This is a genomic window from Ruegeria sp. AA6 (assembly GCF_056542865.1).
On the sequence record NZ_JBQGAN010000009.1, the window covers coordinates 102376 to 122824 of the forward strand.

20 protein-coding genes are annotated in these 20449 nt (G+C 58.8%); 16 read left to right on the forward strand and 4 right to left on the reverse strand.

Annotated elements, in window-relative coordinates:
* The first annotated feature begins 70 nt into the window (after positions 1-70).
* The 3 genes from ACR0LN_RS12830 to mutT are packed head-to-tail and all read left to right on the forward strand — an operon-like array spanning position 71 to position 2545.
* Complete coding sequence (locus ACR0LN_RS12830; RefSeq protein WP_480430104.1) at positions 71-919, forward strand: peptidylprolyl isomerase; 849 nt, start codon at positions 71-73, stop codon at positions 917-919.
* A 4-nt stretch (positions 920-923) separates the two neighbouring features.
* Complete coding sequence (gene argJ, locus ACR0LN_RS12835) at positions 924-2150, forward strand: bifunctional glutamate N-acetyltransferase/amino-acid acetyltransferase ArgJ (protein WP_480430105.1); 1227 nt, start codon at positions 924-926, stop codon at positions 2148-2150.
* Complete coding sequence (mutT, locus tag ACR0LN_RS12840; RefSeq protein ID WP_480430106.1) at positions 2147-2545, forward strand: 8-oxo-dGTP diphosphatase MutT; 399 nt, start codon at positions 2147-2149, stop codon at positions 2543-2545. Before argJ ends, mutT begins: the two co-directional genes overlap by 4 nt.
* Positions 2546-2638: 93 nt before the next feature.
* Here the strand turns inward: mutT and ACR0LN_RS12845 are convergent, their stop codons facing one another.
* Positions 2639-3034, reverse strand: a complete 396-nt coding sequence (locus tag ACR0LN_RS12845) for a YybH family protein (protein ID WP_480430107.1) — start codon at positions 3032-3034, stop codon at positions 2639-2641.
* A gap of 249 nt (positions 3035-3283) precedes the next feature.
* Between ACR0LN_RS12845 and ACR0LN_RS12850 the strand changes: the two genes are divergently transcribed.
* The 10 genes from ACR0LN_RS12850 to ACR0LN_RS12895 all read left to right on the forward strand — a co-directional run bounded on the left by ACR0LN_RS12850 (position 3284) and on the right by ACR0LN_RS12895 (position 14235).
* Positions 3284-5275, forward strand: coding sequence for an AMP-binding protein (locus ACR0LN_RS12850; protein WP_480430108.1), 1992 nt, complete (start codon positions 3284-3286; stop codon positions 5273-5275).
* Between the two features lie 78 nt (positions 5276-5353).
* Positions 5354-6172 (forward strand): ABC transporter ATP-binding protein, encoded by an 819-nt coding sequence (locus ACR0LN_RS12855; protein ID WP_480430109.1) that lies wholly within the window; start codon positions 5354-5356, stop codon positions 6170-6172.
* A 29-nt stretch (positions 6173-6201) separates the two neighbouring features.
* Positions 6202-7188 carry a branched-chain amino acid ABC transporter permease gene (locus ACR0LN_RS12860; protein WP_480430110.1) on the forward strand — a complete coding sequence of 329 codons (987 nt, stop codon included), beginning with the start codon at positions 6202-6204 and terminating at the stop codon, positions 7186-7188.
* A gap of 2 nt (positions 7189-7190) precedes the next feature.
* The gene (locus ACR0LN_RS12865; protein WP_480430111.1) at positions 7191-7448 is read left to right on the forward strand and encodes a hypothetical protein; all 258 of its coding nucleotides are present in this window, start codon (positions 7191-7193) and stop codon (positions 7446-7448) included.
* A 3-nt stretch (positions 7449-7451) separates the two neighbouring features.
* A complete protein-coding gene (locus ACR0LN_RS12870) occupies positions 7452-8528 on the forward strand; it encodes a branched-chain amino acid ABC transporter permease (protein ID WP_480430112.1) in 1077 nt (358 codons plus the stop codon).
* 72 nt (positions 8529-8600) lie between these two features.
* Positions 8601-9884 (forward strand): ABC transporter substrate-binding protein, encoded by a 1284-nt coding sequence (locus tag ACR0LN_RS12875; protein ID WP_480430113.1) that lies wholly within the window; start codon positions 8601-8603, stop codon positions 9882-9884.
* A 65-nt stretch (positions 9885-9949) separates the two neighbouring features.
* Positions 9950-10783 (forward strand): ABC transporter ATP-binding protein, encoded by an 834-nt coding sequence (locus ACR0LN_RS12880; RefSeq protein ID WP_480430114.1) that lies wholly within the window; start codon positions 9950-9952, stop codon positions 10781-10783.
* 19 nt (positions 10784-10802) lie between these two features.
* Positions 10803-12023: a phenylacetate--CoA ligase family protein gene (locus ACR0LN_RS12885; protein ID WP_480430115.1), complete on the forward strand. Its 1221-nt coding sequence runs from the start codon at positions 10803-10805 to the stop codon at positions 12021-12023.
* A 121-nt stretch (positions 12024-12144) separates the two neighbouring features.
* Entirely contained in the window at positions 12145-13809 is a 1665-nt protein-coding gene (locus ACR0LN_RS12890; protein WP_480430116.1) for an ABC transporter permease, read from the forward strand.
* A 75-nt stretch (positions 13810-13884) separates the two neighbouring features.
* A complete protein-coding gene (locus tag ACR0LN_RS12895) occupies positions 13885-14235 on the forward strand; it encodes a DUF2794 domain-containing protein (RefSeq protein ID WP_480430117.1) in 351 nt (116 codons plus the stop codon).
* Here ACR0LN_RS12895 and ACR0LN_RS12900 read toward each other — a convergent pair.
* From ACR0LN_RS12900 to ACR0LN_RS12910, 3 genes are all read right to left on the reverse strand, one after another.
* Positions 14232-14969: a C40 family peptidase gene (locus ACR0LN_RS12900; RefSeq protein ID WP_480430118.1), complete on the reverse strand. Its 738-nt coding sequence runs from the start codon at positions 14967-14969 to the stop codon at positions 14232-14234. The genes ACR0LN_RS12895 and ACR0LN_RS12900 overlap by 4 nt on opposite strands.
* Complete coding sequence (locus tag ACR0LN_RS12905; RefSeq protein ID WP_480430119.1) at positions 14966-16348, reverse strand: leucyl aminopeptidase family protein; 1383 nt, start codon at positions 16346-16348, stop codon at positions 14966-14968. Before ACR0LN_RS12905 ends, ACR0LN_RS12900 begins: the two co-directional genes overlap by 4 nt.
* A 63-nt stretch (positions 16349-16411) precedes the next feature.
* Positions 16412-16801: a hypothetical protein gene (locus ACR0LN_RS12910; protein ID WP_480430121.1), complete on the reverse strand. Its 390-nt coding sequence runs from the start codon at positions 16799-16801 to the stop codon at positions 16412-16414.
* A gap of 144 nt (positions 16802-16945) precedes the next feature.
* Between ACR0LN_RS12910 and ACR0LN_RS12915 the strand changes: the two genes are divergently transcribed.
* The 3 genes from ACR0LN_RS12915 to ACR0LN_RS12925 all read left to right on the forward strand — a co-directional run bounded on the left by ACR0LN_RS12915 (position 16946) and on the right by ACR0LN_RS12925 (position 20402).
* Complete coding sequence (locus ACR0LN_RS12915) at positions 16946-17596, forward strand: carbonic anhydrase (protein ID WP_480430122.1); 651 nt, start codon at positions 16946-16948, stop codon at positions 17594-17596.
* Positions 17597-17882: 286 nt separating this feature from the next.
* Positions 17883-19022: a LacI family DNA-binding transcriptional regulator gene (locus ACR0LN_RS12920; protein ID WP_480430123.1), complete on the forward strand. Its 1140-nt coding sequence runs from the start codon at positions 17883-17885 to the stop codon at positions 19020-19022.
* A 24-nt stretch (positions 19023-19046) separates the two neighbouring features.
* Complete coding sequence (locus ACR0LN_RS12925) at positions 19047-20402, forward strand: ABC transporter substrate-binding protein (protein WP_480430124.1); 1356 nt, start codon at positions 19047-19049, stop codon at positions 20400-20402.
* The last annotated feature ends 47 nt before the right edge of the window (positions 20403-20449 follow it).

The following is a 20449-nucleotide window of genomic DNA, read 5'->3' on the forward strand; positions in this document are numbered from 1 at the left end:
AGCGATGTAAGCGGCAGGTTCTGAAGTGTCAACGCTGCGCCCTGTCGCGGCAAAGAAATAGGATGAATCCATGCCCAAAGGCCTCACTTTTCTGCCATCTCTGGCGCTTGCTGCCGTGATGGCCCTGCCACTGGCCGCCGAGACGAAACCCGATGCGGACACTGTGATCGCGCGCGTGAATGGCGAAGAGATCACATTGGGTCACGTCATCGCCACCGCAGCCGCGCTGCCTGAGCAATATCAGCAGATCGAGGATGACGTTCTGTATGAACTGATCATCGACCAGATGATCCAGCAGCAATTGCTAGGCCAGCAGCAGGACGAGCTGACCAAACTGAACACGCTGGCGTTGGAGAACGAGACGCGGTCCTTGCGGGCCGTACAGACAGTGAATGCGCTGATCGAAGAGCACCTGACAGATGAAGCGATCCAAGACGCGTATGACGCCAAATACGCCGATTTCAATGGCGTGGACGAGTTCAACGCCAGCCATATTCTGGTCGAATCCGAAGAAGAAGCCAAAGAGATCAAGGCGCAGTTGGACGACGGTGCCGACTTTGCTGAACTGGCCAAGGAACATTCCACAGGCCCTTCGGGTCCAAACGGCGGTGAATTGGGCTGGTTTGGATCGGGCCAGATGGTGCCAGCCTTTGAAGCGGCTGTGATCAGCTTGGACAAAGGTCAGGTGTCAGAGCCGGTGAAAACTCAGTTCGGCTGGCACGTGGTCACGCTGAACGACAAACGCAAATCTGAGGCGCCCGCACTGGAACAGGTCCGTGCGGAACTGACCCAGACATTGCAACAGGACGTGATTCAGGCCCGCATCGACGAATTGACCCAAGGGGCTGAGATTGAACGCCCTGCACAGGAAGGCGTAGGCCCCGAAGTGCTGCGTCAGATCGAGCTGATTCAGGAGTAACCCCGTGGCCACGATCACCAAGGTTTCCCCGCTGGCCCCGGCGGCCTTTCCCGATCTACCCGCGATTGACGGTGTGCGCTTTGCCACCGTCGAGGCAGGTGTGCGTTATCAGGGCCGCACCGATGTCATGCTGGCAGTACTGGACCCCGGTACTTCTGTGGCTGGGGTGTTTACCCGATCCGCCACGCGAGCGGCCCCGGTGCTGGATTGTCAGGGCAAGATTGGCGGGTCCAGCGACGGGCCTGCGGCGATTTTGGTGAACTCGGGTAATGCCAACGCGTTTACCGGGCACTATGGTCAGACCTCGGTGGCTGAGGTGACGCAGGCGGTGTCCACCGCCACCGGTGTTCCGGTCGAGCGCGTATTTACCTCGTCGACAGGTGTGATTGGTGAACCTCTGCCGCATGAGCGGATCGTGGCGCAGCTTGAGACGTTGAAATCCGGTCTCAGCCGTCATGCCATCGAAGACGCGGCCCGCGCGATCATGACCACTGACACGTTTCCGAAAGGGGCCAGTGCACAGGTCGAGATAGACGGCAAAACAGTCTCTATTGCAGGGATTGCCAAGGGATCGGGCATGATCGCGCCGGATATGGCGACGATGCTGGTCTACATCTTCACCGATGCCAAGGTTGAACAATCCGCGCTGCAAGCGATGCTGGGCGCGCAGACCGACCGGACGTTCAACTGTATTACCGTCGACAGCGATACCTCGACCTCGGACAGCCTGTTGCTGTGCGCGACAGGGGCCTCGGGCGTCGATGCCACCGGCAACGCGGCTTTTGCCGACGCGTTGGAATCGGTGATGCTGGACCTTGCGCAACAAGTGGTGCGCGACGGAGAAGGCGCGACGAAATTCGTCGAAATCCGCGTGACCGGAGCTGCCTCGGACGCTGACGCCAAAGTGCATGGTCTGGCGATCGCGAACTCTCCGCTGGTGAAAACGGCCATCGCGGGCGAGGACCCGAACTGGGGCCGCATCGTCATGGCCATCGGTAAATCCGGCGCCTCCGCCGACCGCGACCTGCTGAGCATTTCTTTCGGTGACATTCTGGTGGCCGAAAAAGGCTGGGTCAGCCCGGACTACCGCGAGGAAGACGCCGCGGCCTATATGAAAGGTCAGGATCTTGTGATCGCCGTCAATCTGGGGCTGGGCGACGGCAAATCTACCGTTTGGACCTGCGACCTGACGCACGGCTATATCGAGATCAATGCGGATTATCGCTCGTGAAAACAGTTCTTGTTTCAGCCGTCGCCCTGATTGACGTCGAGGGCCGGGTGCTGCTGGCGCAGCGCCCGGAGGGCAAATCCATGGCCGGTCTGTGGGAGTTTCCCGGCGGCAAAATCGAACCCGGCGAAACCCCCGAGACCGCCCTGATCCGAGAATTGCACGAGGAACTGGGGATCGATACATGGGCCTCGTGCCTTGCGCCGCTGACCTTTGCCAGCCACAGCTATGATGACTTTCACCTGCTTATGCCGCTGTTTGCCTGCCGCAAATGGGAGGGAATTCCGCAGTCCAAGGAAGGACAGGCGCTGAAATGGGTGCGCGCGAATGACCTGCGCAACTACCCGATGCCTGCGGCGGATGTGCCGCTAATCCCGATTTTGCGGGATTGGTTGTAGCGGCGATGTTTCAGATAGTTGGGTTCATAGACGTTTAGCGCATGAATTAGGCAAACTGCGCAAGAATGTCGCTATCTTGCGAGCCAGAAGCCTTTACGTTCTTGAATTAAAAATTGCGGCAGCAATGAGCCATGTGTCGTCAGATTGCTTTCGTAACTTCAACATTTGTCGACCGAGCTGTCTTTCCTCTGTGCCGGTTTCCAATTCGATAACCCGCACGAAGTCGCAAATCACAACTGCCAGTGTATGGCTCCCTTCGACAGAAAAGGCTTCTACCTCAAAACGCTTTATTGGGGCCCAGTCCTCGATCCAGTCTGCCAGTGCATCCCGTCCAACTACACTTTCCATACCCGGTGGCATCAATATCGCGTCGGGCGTCCAATGCTGCAGCCAAGCTTCGGGTTTGTTGCTGGTGATACTGTTGAGTGCTCCTTTGACGACTTTTTCAATTCTTTCGGCTTCGATCCTGGTGAGAGAACTTGTCGTCATTTCAAACTCCTAGTCAGCAGCGAATGCGGCTTCACAATAACAATCGATCATTGAACTTTATCCAATATCTTAAATTTGGGTAGAGCCGATTGGATGGTAAATCCTATCCCTGGCCCCCTGTTACAATTCGTAAGAATTGAGAAAACATCAGGAAAAAGTTGACGCTGATCTTCTGCGGTGCCCTTAATCGGGCATCGGCATTCGGGAATACAACCCTGAGCTGCCGTTTCCGGCCCGGGGAGGGGCCGGATGGGGAGGAGAGAAAGATTGGCTCAGACGCAGTCGGGCGCTGAAGGGTTGGACTCCCTTCCGGCGCTGTTACACCGCAATGTGACCCAGTTCGGGGATGCCCCGGCCTATCGGGAAAAGGAATTCGGCATTTGGCAGTGCTGGACCTGGGCCGAGGCCGCTAAGGAAATTCGCGCTATTGCGCTTGGGTTTCTGGAGCTGGGCGTTGAGCATGGTGACCATATCGCTGTGATCGGTCGCAACCGTCCAGCGCATTACTGGTCGATGGTCGCGGCGCAGATGGTGGGTGCGGTGCCTGTCCCCTTGTATCAGGATTCCGTGGCCGAAGAGATGGCCTATGTGCTGGAACATTGTGGCGCGAAATACGTGGTCTGCGGCGATCAGGAGCAGGTCGACAAGGTCATCGAGATTCAGGAAAACCTGCATCAGGTCAAACACATCCTTTATACCGACAAGCGCGGGATGCGGAAATACGACCATTCGCAGATGAACGCGCTTGAAGACATCATGGCCGAGGGCAGCGCAGGTCACGCCCGGTTCGACGCGGAGCTGGACAAACGCATCGCCGCGATCACTTACGACGATACCTGCGTGATGCTGTATACCTCGGGCACGACGGGCAAGCCCAAGGGCGTGGTGCTGTCGAATCGCAATGTCATTGAAAGCGCGAAGAACTCCGCGGAATTCGATCATTTGACCCGGAACGAAGACATCCTGTCCTACCTGCCGATGGCCTGGGTGGGCGATTTCATCTTCTCGATCGGTCAGGCCTATTGGTGCGGGTTCTGCGTAAACTGCCCCGAAAGCGCCGACACGATGATGACCGACCTGCGCGAGATCGGACCGACCTATTTCTTTGCCCCGCCGCGCGTGTTCGAAACCCAGCTGACCAATGTGATGATCCGGATGGAGGATGCGGGCAAGCTGAAGCAGCGCATGTTCCATCACTTCATGGCACACGCCAAGAAGGTCGGTGGTTCGCTGTTGGACGGTAAAACTGTTGGGTTTGCGGATCGGGTTAGATATGCGCTGGGCAATATGCTGGTTTATGGTCCGCTGAAGGACACTCTGGGATATGGCCGGTTCCGCGTGGGCTATACAGCCGGTGAGGCCATCGGGCCGGAGATTTTCGATTTCTACCGTTCGCTGGGCATCAACCTGAAACAGCTTTACGGCCAGACCGAGGCCACCGTGTTCATCACCGTCCAGCCGGATGGCGAAGTGCGGGCGGATACGGTCGGCGTGCCCGCGCCGGATGTTGAGCTGAAGATCGACGACAATGGTGAGATCCACTATCGCTCGCCCGGCGTGTTCGTTGAATACTTCAAGAACCCGGACTCCACCGCCTCGACCAAGGATGCCGAGGGTTGGGTGGCCACAGGCGATGCGGGGTTCATCGAGGAAAATTCAGGCCATCTGCGCATCATCGACCGCGCAAAAGACGTGGGCAAGATGGCCGATGGGTCGATGTTCGCCCCGAAATATGTCGAGAACAAGCTGAAATTCTATCCTGATATTCTGGAGGTCGTGCTGTTCGGTAATGGCAAGGATCGCTGCGTGGCCTTCATCAATATTGACCTGACAGCAGTAGGAAACTGGGCGGAACGTAACAATGTGGCCTACGCGTCCTATCAGGAACTGGCGGGACATCCCCGCGTGTTAGAGACGATTCGTGGCCACGTGGAAGAGGTGAACAAGTCCGTCGCAGCCGACGATATGTTGTCGGGGTGTCAGGTGCATCGCTTTGTTGTTTTGCACAAGGAGTTGGACGCCGACGATGGTGAGATGACCCGAACCCGCAAAGTGCGCCGCCGGTTCGTCGAGGAGAAATTCCAGGACATCATCGACGCGCTTTATGACGGATCCGAAACCGTCTCGACCACGACAGAAGTGACCTATGAGGACGGTCGCAAGGGCTCGATCTCGGCGACGCTGGAGATTGTGGACGCGCCGGTTGTGCCGGTGGCGCAGCATAAGGTGGCAGCGGAATGAGGGCCGGTCGTGCGCCGCTTGACCTGCGGTCGTCGCCCCGCCCGCCGTCCCGTGTTTGCGTGAGTTTTGGAGTGACTGATGCTGGATAGTTCCGAAGGATATGTCACCGAAGACGGTCGCAAGATCGGCGGTGTGGTGATGGAGATGAAGAACATCACCCTGCGTTTCGGCGGTGTGGTGGCGATCAAGGATATCTCGTTCGACATTCGTGAGGGTGAGATCCGAGCGATCATCGGGCCGAACGGGGCGGGCAAATCCTCGATGCTGAATGTGATCTCGGGGTTTTATGTGCCGCAGGAAGGCGAGGTTTGGTTTCACGGTTCCAAGCGACCGCCGATGCGCCCCTATGAGGTTGCGCGGCAAGGGATTGCGCGGACGTTCCAGAATATCGCCCTGTTCGAAGGCATGAGCGTTTTGGACAACGTCATGACCGGGCGGTTAAACTTCATGAAGACCAGCATCTTTCAGCAGGCCTGGTGGAAGGGCAAGGCCGAGGCGGAAGAGGTCGAAAACCGCGAGGCGGTCGAAAAGATCATCGACTTTCTGGAAATCCAGCACATCCGCAAGACGCCCGTGTCGCGCCTGCCCTACGGGTTAAAGAAACGCGTCGAACTGGCCCGCGCTTTGGCGGCGGAACCCAAGCTGTTGCTGCTGGACGAACCGATGGCGGGCATGAATGTCGAAGAGAAAGAGGACATGAGCCGCTTTATCCTCGATGTGAATGACGAGTTCGGCACCACCATTGCCCTGATCGAACACGACATGGGCGTGGTGATGGACCTGAGCGACCGGGTGGTTGTGATGGATTACGGCAAGAAGATCGGTGACGGCACCCCGGACGAGGTGCGTAGCAATCAGGAAGTCATCGACGCCTATCTGGGGGTCAGCCATGACTGAGCACCGGACAGACATGGGGAGTGGCGCTGATGCCTGAACAGCTCGTATTCGCGATGGAGGTTATCCTCAACGGTCTGATGGCCGGGGTTCTGTATGCGCTGGTCGCGTTGGGCTTTGTGCTGATCTACAAGGCGTCAGGGATTTTCAATTATGCGCAAGGGGTTATGGCCCTGTTCGCCGCGATGACGTTGGTGGGAATCATGAATGGGCAGGTGCCGTTTGCCCATCTGATCAACGCAACCTTCGGCACCCATATCCACTATTTTGGTTGGAATGTTCCCGCGCTTTTCGCGATCATCCTTACCATGGGGGTGATGGTGTTGCTGGCCTGGGCGGTACAGCGGTTTGTCATGCGTCATTTGGTGGGGCAGGAACCCATCATCCTGTTCATGGCCACCATCGGCCTGGCATATTTCCTTGAAGGCGTGGCCGACCTGATGTGGGGGTCCGAGATCAAGACACTGGACGTCGGCCTGCCGCAAGGCATCAACCTGTGGATCGACGAAAGCACCTTTAACATCTTTGGTTACGGCTTCTTTATCGACAATCTGGATATCGTGGCGACGATCATCGCGGCGCTGCTTGTGGCGGCTCTGGTGGCGTTCAGTCAGTACACCAAGCAGGGCCGGGCGATGCGCGCGGTGGCAGATGACCATCAGGCGGCGCTGTCGGTGGGGATTTCGCTTAATTTCATCTGGATCATGGTCTGGTCGGTGGCAGGGTTTGTGGCGCTGGTCGCGGGGATCATGTGGGGCACCAAGTCGGGCGTGCAGTTCTCACTGTCGCTGATCGCGCTCAAGGCGCTGCCGGTGCTGATGCTGGGCGGGTTCACCTCGATCCCCGGAGCCATCGTCGGTGGGCTGATCATCGGCGTGGGTGAAAAGCTGTTCGAGTTCGCCATCGGCCCGCTTGTTGGCGGTGCGACCGAAAATTGGTTCGCCTACGTGCTGGCGTTGATTTTTCTGGTGTTCAGGCCGCAAGGTCTCTTCGGTGAGAAAATTATCGAGAGGGTTTAGCCGTGCAGAAACTGATCGCCATCATCAATGTCATCGCGTGGGCCGGGTTCTGGGCATTTGGTTACATCGCCATCACGTCGGACGATTTGAGTGAAAGCCAGCTGGTGATCGCCGCAATCCTTGCCTTTGCCGGATTGGTCACAGGGGTTCTGGCCTACATGAAACTGGTGCGCAATTCCGAGGCGAGCGGATACGCCAAGGGATCTAATCAACTGGACGCCGAGGCTCGTAACCGGGCGCAGGAAGAATGGGGAAAGTAAGTCATGTTTTATCGTGAGGCCGGGGACTTCAAAACCTCGTACATAGACGACAATCAGACTTTTCCGATCAAGTTCGACCGGTACCGGTACTATGTCGTGCTGGCGGTTGCGTTTGGGATTATCCCGTTCCTCATCAATGACTACTGGGCCAACGCGCTGCTGTTGCCGTTTCTGATCTATGCCATAGCAGCGATCGGTCTGAATATCCTTGTGGGCTATTGTGGACAGGTCTCGTTGGGCACAGGGGGGTTCATGGCCGTGGGTGCCTATGCCTGCTACAAGCTGATGACCGCTTTCCCGGATGTCAGTATGTTTATCCATGTGATTTTGGCAGGCGGGATCACGGCCATTGTCGGGGTGCTGTTCGGTCTGCCGAGCCTGCGGATCAAGGGCTTTTATCTGGCGGTGGCAACTCTGGCGGCGCAGTTCTTCCTGGTCTGGCTGTTCAACCGAGTGCCTTGGTTTTACAACTATTCGGCGTCGGGTCAGATCAACGCGCCCGAACGGGATGTGTTCGGCATCATCATCACCGGCCCGAATGCGCCGGCCTGGGCAACCTATTTGTTCTGTCTGATCTTTCTGACTATTTGCGCCATTATAGCCCGCAACCTGACGCGTGGCACGACGGGCCGCACGTGGATGGCGATCCGCGACATGGATATCGCGGCCGAGATCATCGGGGTGAACCCGCTCAAGGCGAAACTGACCGCTTTTGCCGTCAGCTCGTTCTTCGTGGGGATCGCGGGTGCGCTGTTCTTCGCGGTCTATCTGGGCGCGGTTGAAGTAGGCGAGGTGTTCGGTATCCAGAAATCATTCCTGGTGCTGTTCATGATCATTATTGGCGGGTTAGGCTCTATTTTTGGCTCATTCGCCGGTGCTGCATTCCTTGTTCTGCTACCGGTGGTCCTGAAAGTGGTCGGCGTCGACGTGCTGGGATGGCCGACCGATATCGTGGCGCATCTACAGCTGGTTATCGTCGGGGCGCTGATCATCCTGTTCCTGATCCTTGAACCACACGGCCTGGCGCAGTTGTGGCGCGTGGCGAAAGAGAAACTCAGACTCTGGCCGTTCCCACACTAAGGGCAGGCCCAATCAGATAACGGGTGCAAAGCCCGACGACACCATCGGATAAACCAAGGGAGGAGACACCCGATGAACAAGACACTGGCAACCATGGCGCTGGGCGCCCTGATGGCCGCAGGCCCGGCGCTGGCGGATCTGGTGATCCCTGATCTCAGCTATCGGACCGGCCCCTATGCGGCGGGCGGCATCCCGTTTTCGGACGGCTACAACGACTATTTCACCTTGCTGAACGAACGCGACGGCGGCATCGGCGGTGTTCCTGTTCGCGTGATCGAATGCGAAACTGGGTACAATACCGAAAAAGGTGTCGAGTGTTATGAATCCACTAAGGGCGAAGGTGCTCTGGTGTATCAGCCCTTGTCGACGGGAATTACCTATCAGCTGATCCCCAAAGTAACGGCGGACAATATCCCGCTGCACACAATGGGTTATGGCCGCACCTCGGCGGCGAACGGCACAGTGTTCAGCCATGTCTTCAATTACCCGGCCAACTACTGGAATGGCGCGTCGGGTGCGATCAACTATCTGCTGGATGAAAACGGTGGAGATCTGAGCGGCAAGAAAATCGCGCTGGTCTACCACAATTCGGCCTATGGCAAGGAGCCGATCCGGACATTGGAAACCCTGGCCGAAAAACACGGGTATGAATTGGCGTTGCTGCCCGTCGACCATCCTGGTCAGGAGCAGAAATCGCAATGGCTGCAAATACGCCGTGACCGGCCTGATTATGTGATCATGTGGGGCTGGGGCGTGATGAACCAGGTCGCGGTTCAAGAGGCCGCCAATATCCGCTTTCCGATGGAGAATTTCATCGGTGTCTGGTGGTCGGGCGCTGAGTTTGACGTAGAACCTGCCGGTGAAAAAGCCAACGGATACAAGGCGCTGACCTTTACTGGTCTGGGCATGGACTACCCGGTCTATGGCGATCTGCAGAAATACGTTGTTGATGCAGGCAAAGCTGCCGGTGCGGGCGATCAACTGGGTGCTGTGCAATACAACCGCGGTCTCTATGCTGCGATGCTGGCGTCTGAGGCAATCAAAACCGCGCAGGAAATGCACGGCACGGCGGATATCACGCCTGCCATGATGCGTGACGGCATGGAGGCGCTGGAAATGACCAACGCCAAGATGGAGGCGCTGGGCATGTCTGGGTTCGGGCCTGAGTTCACGGTCACCTGTGAAAACCATGGCGGCCCCGGACTGGTTGGTGTCGTGCAGTGGGACGCGGCTGCCAAGACGTGGAACACCGTTCAGGATTTCAAGCCTACGGATGCCGAAGTCATTGGCGCGCTGATCGACGAGGATTCGGCCGCTTATGCTGCGGAAAACAACATCGAACCGCGTTGTAACTAAAAAAATCGCGGGGCGGCGGTGCGCCGCCGTCCCGTTTCAAACACAAGGCATGAGGACACGCGCTGATGCTGGATGCGGCCCAAACCACCGAAGTTCAGGCGGACACCCTGCTTGAGGTCAACAATATCGAGGTGATCTACAACCATGTGATCCTCGTGCTGAAGGGCGTCAGCCTGACCGTGCCCAAGGGCGGCATAACCGCTTTGCTTGGGGGCAATGGGGCGGGCAAAACCACAACGCTCAAGGCGGTGTCCAACCTTCTGCATTCCGAACGCGGCGAGGTCACAAAAGGCTCGATCAAGTATCGCGGGGTCAGCGTTCACGAAAGCGACCCGGCTGATCTGGTGGAAAAGGGTGTGATTCAGGTGATGGAGGGCCGCCATTGCTTTGAACACCTGACGGTCGAGGAAAACCTGCTGACAGGGGCCTATACCCGCAAGGATGGCAAGGCCGCGATCCAGCAGGATTTGGAGCTTGTATATACATATTTCCCGCGTCTGAAAGAACGGCGCCGCTCGCAAGCGGGCTATACTTCGGGTGGCGAGCAGCAGATGGTGGCGATGGGTCGGGCGCTGATGTCGCGACCCGAGACGATCCTGCTGGACGAACCTTCGATGGGTTTGGCGCCGCAGCTGGTCGAAGAGATTTTCGGCATCGTGAAAGACCTGAACGAGAAAGAGGGCGTGTCTTTCCTGTTGGCCGAACAGAACACCAATGTGGCTCTAAGGTTTGCACATTACGGCTATATTCTGGAATCGGGCCGCGTGGTGATGGACGGCCCGGCGGCTGATCTGCGCGAAAACCCGGATGTGAAAGAGTTCTACTTGGGCATGTCCGACGAAGGGCGCAAAAGCTTCCGCGACGTGCGCTCGTACCGTCGCCGCAAGCGGTGGCTATAAGCGGATGGAGGATCAGGTCATGACGAAATATTACGACGCGCTTGAGACCCGGTCAGCCGATCAACGCGCCTCGGATCAGGCGCAGGCGTTGCGGGTTCAACTGAAACGCGCGCGTTCAGCGCCGGGTTTTGAAGCGCATTTGGCCGGGGCTGATATTGATGCCGTCGCCTCGATTGATGATCTGGCCAAGCTGCCGGTCCTGCGTAAATCCGATCTGGCACAAGCTCAGGCCGCGCGTCCTCCGTTCGGCGGTTTTACTGTGAAACCGGCGCGGCATTTTCATCACGTGTTCCAATCCCCCGGCCCGATTTATGAGCCCGGCAGCACCGATCCCGATTGGTGGCGCATGGGGCGCTTCCTGCACGCGGCAGGCGTGGGTCCGGGCGATATTGTCCACAATTGCTTTGGCTATCACCTCACCCCGGCGGGGATGATCTTTGAAAGTGGCGCGCGGGCTGTCGGCGCGGCGGTCCTGCCTGCCGGTACGGGCCAGACCGAATTGCAAGTGACAGCTGCCCGTGATGTGGGCTGTACATCATACGCGGGGACGCCGGATTACCTGAAGGTCATTCTGGACAAGGCCGATGAGATGAGCGTGTCCTTGAACTTTGCAACAGCCGTCGTGGGCGGCGGCGCGCTGTTCCCGTCCTTGCGTCAGGAATATGCGGACCGGGGTATTTCCTGCCTGCAATGCTATGCCACCGCCGATCTGGGCAACATCGCCTATGAAAGCCCCGCGATGGAGGGGATGATCATCGACGAGCACGTGATTGTCGAGATCGTCACGCCGGGCACAGGTATTCCGGTCGCTTCGGGTGAGGTCGGCGAGGTTGTCGTGACCTCGCTAAACCCCGACTATCCGCTGATCCGCTTTGCCACCGGCGATCTGTCGGCCATCATGCCGGGGCAGTCGCCCTGTGGCCGCACCAATGCGCGGATCAAGGGTTGGATGGGCCGTGCGGACCAAACAACCAAGATCAAGGGCATGTTCGTACGCCCCGAACAGGTGGCCGCACTTGTCGACAAGCATGAAGAGATCGTCAAAGCCCGTGTCATTGCCGCCCGACAGGGCGAGATGGACACCATGACGGTGCAGATCGAAAGCCCGGTCGGGGATGACATGGCCTATGCAAAATCCGTGGTCGAGGTGCTGAAACTGAAGGGCGCGATTGAGGTCGTGGCCCCCGGATCGCTGCCCAAGGACGGGTTGGTGATCGAGGATCAGCGCGTCTACGAATGACCCTGCAAAACAGCTCTGCGGCAGTATGTGCCGCAGATTTGTTTGCCCGCCCACTGGTGTTTCTTAGCATTTTGGTCGATTAAAGGCGAAACCTGCGCCTTAGCCTGTCACAACCGGAAACATGGCCGAAATCGAATATTCAGAACACGGAACGCGCAATCGGGGCGTGTTTGGCACCCGGTTGGTGGCCTCGGTGGCCTATCTGGTGGCGGCTGCCTGTCTGCTGCCAATGGTGGCGGTTGTTCTGGCGGCAGCGACGGGCGGGACGGATACGATCTCGCATCTGTTGGATACGGTGCTGCCCGGTTACGCTCTTACGACGCTCATCCTGGTGGTTCTGGTGGCCGCCGGTACGTTTTCAATCGGAGTCGGCGCGGCGTGGCTGGTGACAATGACCCGGTTTCCCGGCGTGCGCTTCCTTGAGATCGCGCTGGTCCTGCCGCTGGCCTTTCCAGCCTATGTCCTGGCCTATGCCTATACCTTTATTTTGGATCATCCCGGCATCGTTCAGACCACCCTGCGCGATGTGACGGGTTGGGGGCCGCGCGATTATTGGTTCCCCGAAATCCGCTCGACCGAGGGCGCGGCGGTGATGCTGATCTTGGTGTTGTATCCCTACGTGTATTTGCTGGCCCGTGCTGCATTTCTACAGCAAAGCGCCTCGGCGTTTCTCGCCGCCCGTGCGCTGGGCAAGAACCCGTGGCAGGCGTTCTGGCACGTGTCGCTGCCAATGGCGCGCCCGGCGATTGCGGGTGGAGTGTTGTTGGCCATTATGGAGACCATCGCGGATTTTGGCACCGTGGCCTATTTCGGCGTGCAGACCTTTGCTACCGGTATTTACACCAGCTGGTTCTCGATCGGAGACCGCGCCGCCGCGGCGCAACTGGCCCTGTGCCTTTTGGGCTTTGCGCTGTTGTTGGCTGTGGTCGAGCGCACCCGGCGCGGCAAGGCAAAATACTATCAGGCGGGCAAAAGCCACGCCGTCTTGCCGTTAACACCCTTGAAGGGCTGGCTTGCGGTTGGGGGATTTACCCTCTGCGCCATTCCGGTGCTGCTGGGCTTTTTGCTGCCAGTGTTCATTCTGGTCCAAATGGGTATGGAGTCGGAACAGAACCTGCTGTCGCGGCGCTATATCGGGTTCATTCAGAATTCGCTGACGCTGGCGGGTACGGCGGCTGTGGTCACCGTATTTGCTGCAATCTGCGTGGGGTTCTATCAGCGCCTGCGTCCGGGCCGCGGATCGTTGACAACCGGGTATATTGCGCGGCTGGGCTATGCGGTGCCGGGTGGGGTGATCGCGGTGGGCCTGATGGTGCCGTTCGCCAGTTTCGACAATGCCGTGGATGCGTGGATGCGGCAGACCTTAGATATTTCGACCGGGCTGCTGGTGACGGGTTCGATCTGGTTGCTGGTCGCCGCCTATATGGTGCGCTTTCTGGCCGCCGCGCTCAGCGCCTATGAAGGCGGGCAGAGCACAGTGCATGTCAACATGGACGCTGCCGCGCGATCCTTGGGTCAGACGCCGCTGGGCACGCTGCGTCGGATTCACTTGCCAATCCTGACACCGTCACTGCTGACGGCCCTGCTGATTGTGTTTGTCGATGTGATGAAAGAGCTGCCAGCGACCCTGATCATGCGACCTTTCAACTTTGATACGTTGGCCGTGCAGGCATACCGGCTGGCCTCTGACGAGAGGTTGGAGGGCGCTGCCGTGCCGTCTTTGGTCATACTGGCGGTGGGGCTGTTGCCGGTGATTCTGATCTGTCGGCAGATCGGGCGGCGCTAGGGCCTGCGGGCCAAAATATCACACCCTTGTGCGCTCGGGCTTGATTCAAACGCGTTTTCCGGCAAGGCTGAGGGTATGAACATGCAGCCTCCCAGCCGGTTTTCTGTAAACTCGGCCCAGATGCCCGTCGCGTTTAACCGGCACGAGATGTCCCATATCCTGTCCGTCTATGGCCGGATGGTTGCCGCCGGAGAATGGCGCGATTACGGTATTTCCAACCTGCGGGACGTGGCGGTATTTTCAATCTTTCGGCGCACAGCTGAACATCCGATCTACCGGGTCGAAAAACATCCGCGCCTGCGGCAAAGGCAGGGAATGTACTCGGTCGTCGGCATGGATGGCCGCATCCTGAAGCGCGGCCACGATCTGCGCACGGTGTTGCGCGTGCTAGAACGCAAGCTGATCCGTTCGGTCGACTTGGATTAAAGCCGTTTATGGGCCGTGACCGGCCCGTCGCCCTGATCCAGAATGCGTGTGATTGCCTGATCCATCGGTTCGAACGTTACGTCCATGTGATAAGCATTGGCGTGCAGCAGCATGTTATCGCCATAGACCCAAGCGACATGACCTTTCCAGAACAGCAGATCACCGCGTTTCGGTTCGGTCCCTGCAGGTAAAGCTGCGCCCAGTTCACGTTCCTGATCGCCGCTGTCCCCGGGGCAGGGGATGCCACAGGCCAACAACCCGGCCTGCACAAGGCCCGAGCAATCCAGTCCGAGCCGGCTGTTGCCCCCCCACAGATAGGGTGTGCCCAGAAACAGTTCGGCGACAGACACGGGGTCGGTCAGCCGGGTCGTGTTGAGCTTGGCGTGGACGGCGGGGATAAAACCCAGTTCAGTTTCCAAAAACCTGCCCTGTTCCGATAGTACCTGCACCCGGCTGCCGAAACTCAACGACACACGATCGGGGCTTTTCATATCCGGCTGCGCATAGGCATGGGTGGCGGGCGCCGTAATCCAATGCGTGTCCGATACCGGCGCGCCCAGATGATCATTTAAGATCCAGCCGGTGTAGCTGTCCTTGTCGGCTGTCACCCGGCTCCATCCATCTTGGGTTTCATCGACAGCGACCGAGTCCCCAAACAACAGTTGTCGATCGCGCGGGCCATCGGGGCGGCTTAGCAGGTCTACGACGGGGTGTATGATGCGCTGTTGGGTCATAGGTCCAGAATCTCGGGCAGGGCGGTCAGCAAGGCGCGCGGACCTTGACCAAGGCCACCTTTGCTGCGGCCCGGCGCTTTGCTGGGCTGCCAGGAATAGATGTCGAAATGAATATATCGGCTGTCCCCAACAAAGCGGCGCAGGAACAGCGCGGCGGTGATCGAGCCTGCAAACCCGCCCGCGGGGGCGTTGTCCAGATCGGCGATACCGGGTTCGATCATCGCCTCATAGGGCTCGTGGAACGGCATGCGCCAGACCGGATCGGCGGCCTGTTGCCCGGCGTGCGCCAGCGCCTCAGCGGCGTTGTCATCATCGGTGTAGAACGGGGCCAGATCGGGACCAACGGCCACGCGTGCTGCGCCGGTCAGCGTGGCCATCGAGATCACCAGGTCGGGTTCGCCCTCATCCGCCAGGGTCAACGCATCAGCCAGCACCAATCGGCCTTCGGCATCAGTGTTGTTGATCTCGACCGTCAAGCCCTTGCGCGAGGTTAGGATGTCACCGGGCCGAAATGCGTTTCCGGCCACCGAGTTCTCAACGGCCGGGATCAGGACCCGCAGTTGCAGCGGCAGGTTCAATGCCATGATCATACGCGCCAGCCCCAACACATTGGCTGATCCGCCCATGTCTTTCTTCATAAGCGACATTGAATTGCCGGGCTTCAGGTTCAGGCCGCCCGTGTCGAAACAAACGCCCTTTCCAACCAATGTCAGTTTTGGTCCGGCATTGCCCCAATTCACCTCAATCAATCGAGATTCCTGCGCGGCGGCGCGGCCAACGGCGTGGATCATCGGGAAATTCTGGTCCAGTAGCGCATCGCCTTGTGTGACTTCACAGGTGGCCCCGAATTCCCGGGCCAGTGCCTCGGTGGCGGCCTGCAATTGCTCTGGCCCCATATCCGCAGTGGGTGTGTTGACCAGATCGCGGGTCAGAGCCTCGGCCTGTGCCAGAACTTCGATCAGCGCGGCGTCGACGCCCTTGGGCGCAACCAGGCGCGCTTTGGTCGGGGATTGCGTGGCATAACGGTCGAACGCATAGGCGGTTAGCAACCAGCCAAGGCATTCCGTCTCAAGCACTTCAGCCGGAATTCCTGATGCGATGTGGTAGGCGCCTTCGGGCAGCGCTTCGGCGGCGCTGGCCAGCGGAAATCGTTTGCGCGCGCGACCTGCGGCTGTGCCGTAACCCGCGACCGCAAACTCTGGCGTGCCATCCGAGCCGGGGATCAGCGCCACCTGTCCCAGAGAGGCGGTGAATCCGCTGCTATTTAGCCAATTGGCTAACTTTTCGGGTTGGCCGTTCAACCAGTCGTCCAGATCGGTCTGCGCGACGACATGCAGCGGCAAGGACGGGTCGGATGGCGAGGCGAAAGACAGGGTCATGGGCAACTCGGCTGGTTCGATTTGCGCCCAGCCTAGCCACCCACGACTTGTCTGCAAGCCCCGTCAGACCGAAAGGCCCTGTTGATCCCAGATCACCGTCAGGGATCTTTCACCTACCCGGATCAAACGCGACAAGGTGGCACCGGTCGCCACCGCGTCGCCCGCATCTACGGACCGCGCCACGTCTCCGGCGACACGGGCCAGCGCGGTCATGCCGATCTGATCGGCGATGGCCACCAGTGAGCGCGCGCATTTGCGCAGCCCAGCAAATTCGCGTTGTCGCCAGAAGCGTTCGCAGTTCGACAGGCGCACGGCCAGTTCCTCGACCGTGCGGCACAGTACATCCAGCGCGTTCTGGTCGCCCAGTTGCCGGTACAGCCCATTCAGCCTGTCCGAGTCCAGACGAACGGATTCCTTGTGTTCAAGCGTGAGTATCTTATCCACCACATTCACCCCAATTCATTATGCCCCCACGGCATAAACCGACCTTGTGGGTGAATTCCTTTGCAAAACCTTGCGCTGGCGCAGGATAATTGCTCGAATTTTCCGCGAATTCGGGCTAGAGCAACCCACAATGACTAATCGAGGGACAACTGAATGGACCATGCCAAACCCCTGCCGTCCTATCTGGTAAAGCGGTATCATGGCTGGAAGGCCACCACATATTCGGAAAATCAGGTCTGGTATCGCCGACTGGCCACAGAAGGGCAGCGCCCGCGCGCGATGGTGATTTCCTGCTGTGACAGCCGGGTCCATGTGACCTCGATCTTTGGCGCCGATCAGGGTGAGTTCTTTATTCACCGCAATATTGCCAACCTTGTCCCGCCCTATGCCCCTGACGGGGACCACCACGGAACCAGTGCGGCGATCGAGTATGCCGTGACTGCGTTGAAAGTGGCGCACCTGATCGTGTTGGGCCATTCGCAATGTGGTGGTGTGCAGGGCTGTATCGACATGTGCAAAGGGCAGGCCCCGCAACTGGAAGCCAAGGAAAGCTTTGTTGGCCGCTGGATGGATATTCTCAAGCCAAAATATGAACTTGTCGCCGATATCGAGGACTCCACGGATCAGGCGCGCCAGTTTGAACGGCAGGCGGTTGTGGCCTCGCTTGAGAACCTGATGACCTTTCCGTTTGTGTCATCGGCGGTGCAGGACGGCTCGCTCAGCCTGCACGGGTTGTGGACTGATATCGGCGAAGGTGGGTTGCAGTGCTACGACCCGCAGGAAAAGAAGTTCGTGATCGTCTGAGCGGCACCAATCACTCATATGGTAAACAAGGCGCTGGATCAGACTTCTGATCTGGCGCCTTTTCTTTGGCATAGATTGCGCATCCGACTTAGACTTGAGTCCAGAAACCCTGCAGCCAAAACGTGTGATTGGCTTGTTTTTTGGCGTTGGTACGGAGGCGAGCTGACAGGCTAGAGCCAACGTTTCATCCCTGCGAGGCGTCTCAGGGCCTTAAAAACATTAAAAAATGATCACGGTGCTCTTTTTTTAACTTTTTCGTTGCCGAAACCGGTTTCGGAAACAACAAATGAAAAAAATGAATGCGAATCTCTCATATCCTCCGCGTGCGTCGACGAATCGTGCCTCAGTTTCGGGGCGCGTAAAGCTGGACGAACTGGCCGCACATCTTGGCTTGTCTAAAAGTACGGTGTCGCGGGCGCTGAACGGGTATTCCGATATCTCCGAGGTCACGCGGACACGGGTTGAGAACGCGGCACGTAAGCTGGGATACCGCCCGCTGAGTCACGCTCAGGCGATCCGCACCGGTCAGGTGCGCGCGATTGCGATGGTGCTGAATGCTGATGAGCCGGATCAGCACAACCCGTTCCTGCAGGATTTTCTGGCGGGTGCTTGTGACGCAGCCAGTAACCTCGACTGGACGATGACGATTTCCACCGCGACCTCCGAGCGGGACACGCTGAAAGTTCTCAGCCGCCTGTACGAGGAGCGCAAGGCCGACGGTTTTATTTTGCCGCGAACCATGGTGAAGGACGCCCGGGTCGGTCTGCTGCGCAACCTCGAAGTGCCGCATATCCTGTATGGGCGCACTGGCTATGGTCACCCGAAAGACTGGCTGGACACATCATGGTTCGACATCGCTGGTGAAACCGCGATGTGTAAGGCGGTGCAGCGTTTGGCCGGGCTGGGTCACGAGCGTATTGGCTATGTCGGCAGCGATCTGAAATTCAACTACAGCCACTTGCGCCGGGACGGCTACACTCAGGGGCTGCGGGCTGAAAACCTGCCCATTGATCCCGATCTGATCCGGGACGGAGCGCGCACGCGGGATGAAGGTGCGGCCCAGGCGCGTGCCCTGTTGGCGCTGGATCAGCCGCCCACGGCGATTGTCTTTGCCACTGATCTGGCTGCCTTGGGTTTTTATTCAGTGGCCGGGGATCTAGGGCTTGAAATCGGACAAGACGTGTCGGTCATCGCGTATGATGGCATTCCCGAAAGCCGCTATGCGCGCCCGGCGCTGACGACTTTTGCGGTTGATTCCCGTATGGCCGGTCAGCGCCTTGCGACGCTGCTGATCCGGCAGATCCGGGGCGAAGCCCCTGCGACCCTTCGTGAACTGGCCGATGCCATTCTGGTCGAAGGAGGGTCGGACGGCCCGCCAAACCTGACGCCCAGCGAGCTGGCGCAGAAAATTCAACAACTAACGTGAACACAACCGGGGAGGAAACCACCGATGAAACTCACACCCAAAGCCGCGAAGCTGATGCTTGGCTCGTCGCTTGCACTGGCGCTGACTGCGCTGTCCGTGCAGGCCGACACAATCCGCTTCTGGACCACCGAGGAACAGCCCGAGCGTCTGGCCAAGCAGCAAGAGATGGCGGATCAGTTCAAAGCTGAGACCGGCACCACCGTTGAGGTGATCCCGGTCACGGAAAGCGATCTGGGCACCCGCGCCACCGCAGCCTTTGCCGCTGGCGACCTACCAGATGTGGTCTATCACACGTTGCAATACGCGCTGCCTTGGGCCGAGGCAGGCATTCTGGACACCGAAGCCGCGACCGAAGTGATCGAGGAACTGGGTGCTGATACCTTTGCCTCCGGCGCTCTGGCCATGGCCGCATTCAACGACGAAACCGCATCTGTGCCGGTCGACGGCTGGACCCAAATGGTGGTTTACCGCAAGGACCTGTTCGAAGAGGCCGGTCTGGAAGCGCCCGACAGCTTTGCCGACATTCAGGCCGCGCTGGAAGCCTTGCACAACCCGCCGGAAATGTACGGCTTTGTCTCGGCCACCAAGGTTGACGAAAACTTCATGAGCCAGGTTCTGGAGCACGTCTTCCTCGCCAACGGCGTTTCGCCTGTTGGCCCCGATGGGTTCCAGCCGCTGGACGAAGCCAAGACCACCGAGGTTCTGGACTTCTACAAAGCAATCTCGAAAGCCTCGCCTCCGGGTGAGTTGTTCTGGAAGCAATCGCGCGAGCTGTATTTCGACGGAAAAGCCGCGATGATCATCTGGTCGCCCTTCATTCTGGACGAACTGGCCGGTCTGCGTGACAGCGCCCCGCCAACCATCAACGACGACCCGACGTCGCGCGATCTGGCCAGCAAGACCGGCATCGTGACCAAACTATCCGGCCCGTCGAACCCCGATGGCGCGGCCTGGGGTGACGTCCGTTACTTTGGCATCACCAACGACGCTGACACTGACGCGGCGATGGAGTTCGTGAAATACGCCATGGATCAGGGCTATACCCAGACGCTGGCGATCGCGCCCGAAGGTAAATTCCCGGTCCGCCGCGGCAATGCTGACAACCCGACCGCATTCTCGGAAGCGTGGGCGGAACTGCCTGTAGGTGTCGACCGCAAAGCACCGCTGGGTGAGCTGTATGAACAGGCGATGATCGACGAGATCGTTGGTGGTCTGGACGTTGCTCAGCGCTGGGGCGTGGCCGAAGGTCAACTGGCGCTGGCGTCGAAGATGATCAACAGCCAAGCCATCAACCGCGTTGTCCGTCAGTATATCGACGGCGAAATTGATGCCGCAGCAGCTGTCGCGGCCATGAACGAAGAACTCGCCAAAGTCGAGTAACGCCACCTTTAACTGGCAAATGCAGCGGCGTCCGCGCCGCTGCACCC

What these genes read in the sequence shown, in the direction of transcription:
- ACR0LN_RS12830 (WP_480430104.1), top strand. Translation starts at nt 71, where the DNA reads ATGCCCAAAGGCCTCACTTTTCTGCCATCTCTGGCGCTTGCTGCCGTG.
- ACR0LN_RS12845 (WP_480430107.1), bottom strand. Translation starts at nt 3,034, where the DNA reads ATGACGACAAGTTCTCTCACCAGGATCGAAGCCGAAAGAATTGAAAAA.
- ACR0LN_RS12850 (WP_480430108.1), top strand. Translation starts at nt 3,284, where the DNA reads ATGGGGAGGAGAGAAAGATTGGCTCAGACGCAGTCGGGCGCTGAAGGG.
- ACR0LN_RS12855 (WP_480430109.1), top strand. Translation starts at nt 5,354, where the DNA reads ATGCTGGATAGTTCCGAAGGATATGTCACCGAAGACGGTCGCAAGATC.
- ACR0LN_RS12860 (WP_480430110.1), top strand. Translation starts at nt 6,202, where the DNA reads ATGCCTGAACAGCTCGTATTCGCGATGGAGGTTATCCTCAACGGTCTG.
- ACR0LN_RS12870 (WP_480430112.1), top strand. Translation starts at nt 7,452, where the DNA reads ATGTTTTATCGTGAGGCCGGGGACTTCAAAACCTCGTACATAGACGAC.
- ACR0LN_RS12875 (WP_480430113.1), top strand. Translation starts at nt 8,601, where the DNA reads ATGAACAAGACACTGGCAACCATGGCGCTGGGCGCCCTGATGGCCGCA.
- ACR0LN_RS12880 (WP_480430114.1), top strand. Translation starts at nt 9,950, where the DNA reads ATGCTGGATGCGGCCCAAACCACCGAAGTTCAGGCGGACACCCTGCTT.
- ACR0LN_RS12885 (WP_480430115.1), top strand. Translation starts at nt 10,803, where the DNA reads ATGACGAAATATTACGACGCGCTTGAGACCCGGTCAGCCGATCAACGC.
- ACR0LN_RS12890 (WP_480430116.1), top strand. Translation starts at nt 12,145, where the DNA reads ATGGCCGAAATCGAATATTCAGAACACGGAACGCGCAATCGGGGCGTG.
- ACR0LN_RS12895 (WP_480430117.1), top strand. Translation starts at nt 13,885, where the DNA reads ATGAACATGCAGCCTCCCAGCCGGTTTTCTGTAAACTCGGCCCAGATG.
- ACR0LN_RS12900 (WP_480430118.1), bottom strand. Translation starts at nt 14,969, where the DNA reads ATGACCCAACAGCGCATCATACACCCCGTCGTAGACCTGCTAAGCCGC.
- ACR0LN_RS12905 (WP_480430119.1), bottom strand. Translation starts at nt 16,348, where the DNA reads ATGACCCTGTCTTTCGCCTCGCCATCCGACCCGTCCTTGCCGCTGCAT.
- ACR0LN_RS12915 (WP_480430122.1), top strand. Translation starts at nt 16,946, where the DNA reads ATGGACCATGCCAAACCCCTGCCGTCCTATCTGGTAAAGCGGTATCAT.
- ACR0LN_RS12920 (WP_480430123.1), top strand. Translation starts at nt 17,883, where the DNA reads ATGAAAAAAATGAATGCGAATCTCTCATATCCTCCGCGTGCGTCGACG.
- ACR0LN_RS12925 (WP_480430124.1), top strand. Translation starts at nt 19,047, where the DNA reads ATGAAACTCACACCCAAAGCCGCGAAGCTGATGCTTGGCTCGTCGCTT.